This window comes from Staphylococcus sp. GDX8P80P (genome assembly GCF_017893095.1).
In the GTDB taxonomy this organism is placed as follows: Bacteria; Bacillota; Bacilli; order Staphylococcales; family Staphylococcaceae; genus Staphylococcus; species Staphylococcus borealis.
This window is the reverse complement of the sequence record NZ_JAESMI010000197.1, coordinates 1-2,204: the sequence shown is the minus strand read 5'-3', so window position 1 is coordinate 2,204 and position 2,204 is coordinate 1. Positions and strand designations below refer to the sequence as shown.

Sequence of the window (2,204 nt, the reverse complement as noted above, 5' to 3'; positions counted from 1 at the left end):
TCAAGAAAATACATCAATTTTGATAAGTAGAAATGGTAAAAACATTGTATAGCATTTTACACAGGAGTCTGGACTTGACTAATTTTTTTGTTAAGATTAATGATACCCTATTTATTAATTTTTAATCAATTGATAATTAAATGCCGGGCTATTTTAACAAGCACAGATACGTGGATTGAAATCATTGTGATACATCAAATCAGTGGTTTCATTGGCGCTTCCGTTACTAAGGAAGACTGACGTTAGTCTAAAGTGTGATAACATCGGTAAACATATCATTGTACATAGATGCTATTTGCATTTAAATTATAACTAGAGAAAATGAATAGAAAGTAGGCTAAATCATGCTTAATGACTTTAATGAAATATTAGAAGGTCGTAGATCAGTTAAAGGTTTCGACCCAGACTATAAAATTCCGCATGAGGAAATGAATGAGATGATTGCAAAAGCAACCAAAGCACCTTCATCAGTAAACATGCAACCTTGGCGTTTTGTTGTGGTTGAAAGTGACGAAGCGAAAGCGAAATTGCGTCCATTGATTCAATTCAATACGAATCAAAATGACACATCATCAGCAATGATTATTATCTTCGGCGATTTACATTGCTATGAAGAAGGCGAATATATTTATGAACAAGCGGTGCTTAATGGGCACATGCCACAAGAAGTTAAAGAACAAATGTTGCCAATCGTCTTAGAGAATTATAAAAATCGCACACGCCAATCAATGAATGACATTGTGAAAGTAGATAGTAGTTTAGCCGCTATGCAATTGATGTTAGTAGCAAAACAACACGGTTACGATACAAATCCAATTGGTGGCTTTGAACATGAAGAAATCGGAAAAGCATTTGGCTATGATTTAGAACGTTATGTACCTGTCATGATTGTTGCTATCGGTAAGAAAGCTAAAGAGGCACATACATCATTCAGAATGCCAGTTGATCGTGTCATCGACTATAAATAATACGTTAAATATATCATGCAAGACACAGTAGCGAACGCCATTGACAACTGTCGATAACAAGTTTCGGCTACAGTCATCCACATGGTGGGGCGGAACAGTAAATTCATGATGAATGCTGTTTCGCCCTTTTTAATTAAAATAAAGACCATGAACATGAACGGTCATATTCAATATATAGAAAAAGGGTATAGCTAAAGACGCAGAAATTCACAAAGGGTGATTCACATGGAAAATAAACAATTCGAGACATTAACACACATAGAAAAGGGGTTATATGAAACTACAAAGGCAGTCTTACCATTTGATAAACGTTACCGTATCAAATCATTTGTATTAGAGCGACCATCAGGCAATATCATCATATATCATTCTCCAGGGTTAAATGAGGCAGATTCAGATATTCAATTATTAGGTGGTGCGACACGCGTTTTAATGAATCATGAGCATGAATCTCTAGGTGGACACCCTCGGATTGATGTACCGTTTTGGATTCATCGAGATGATGTAGCCGCTATACGTCATACAGTGGCCATTGATGGGCAGTTCGAACAACGCGAGACAATTGCAAATGATTTGGAAGTCATTCCTACACCTGGACATACGCCTGGTACAACCATGTTTCTATGGAATAATGGTGAGCATCGCTTCCTGTTTACTGGTGATTTTTTATGTGTAGAAGGTGGCGAATGGCGTACTGTGATATTGAGTTCAAGTGATCGAGACGCATCGATTAAAAGCTTGGAGATGATTCGTGATTTAGCGTTTGATGCGATTGTACCTTGGGTTGCGATTGAGGGTGAAGACGCAATTTATTATGTTGAGAATGAAGAGGATAAACAAAATAGAGTGCAAAAGATAATTGACCGTGTTCGCCGTGGTGAAAATACGTAAACATAATATGAATAGTTTATTAAACGGGGTGATAGCATATGAATATCAATAGAGGCATTAATCATATTGGACTGACTGTACCTGATATCGAAGCGGGAGTGGGACAGAATTCTTTTTAAATTCGTCGTCCACTCCCAGCTTGCTTTGCTTGTAGAATTTCTTGATGAAATTCTCTTTGCTGGGGCCCCGACCCCAACTTGCTTTGCTTGTAGAATTTCTTGATGAAATTCTCTTTGCTGGGGCCCCGCCCGCAGGGATGACTAGAACTGAGAAAAGCTTGATTTAAGCGCCTTCTCAGTTCAGTCAGCTACTGCGAATTTGAAAAATAGTTTCATTATATTATTT

The 2,204-nt window shown here is 37.5% G+C and carries 2 protein-coding genes; both read left to right on the top strand.

Annotation, left to right across the window (positions count from 1 at the left end):
• The first annotated feature begins 344 nt into the window (after positions 1-344).
• Positions 345-968, top strand: coding sequence for a nitroreductase family protein (locus KA858_RS12280; protein ID WP_070855389.1), 624 nt, complete (start codon positions 345-347; stop codon positions 966-968).
• Between the two features lie 225 nt (positions 969-1,193).
• Positions 1,194-1,859 carry an MBL fold metallo-hydrolase gene (locus KA858_RS12275; protein ID WP_210135831.1) on the top strand — a complete coding sequence of 222 codons (666 nt, stop codon included), beginning with the start codon at positions 1,194-1,196 and terminating at the stop codon, positions 1,857-1,859.
• Positions 1,860-2,204 lie beyond the last annotated feature (345 nt).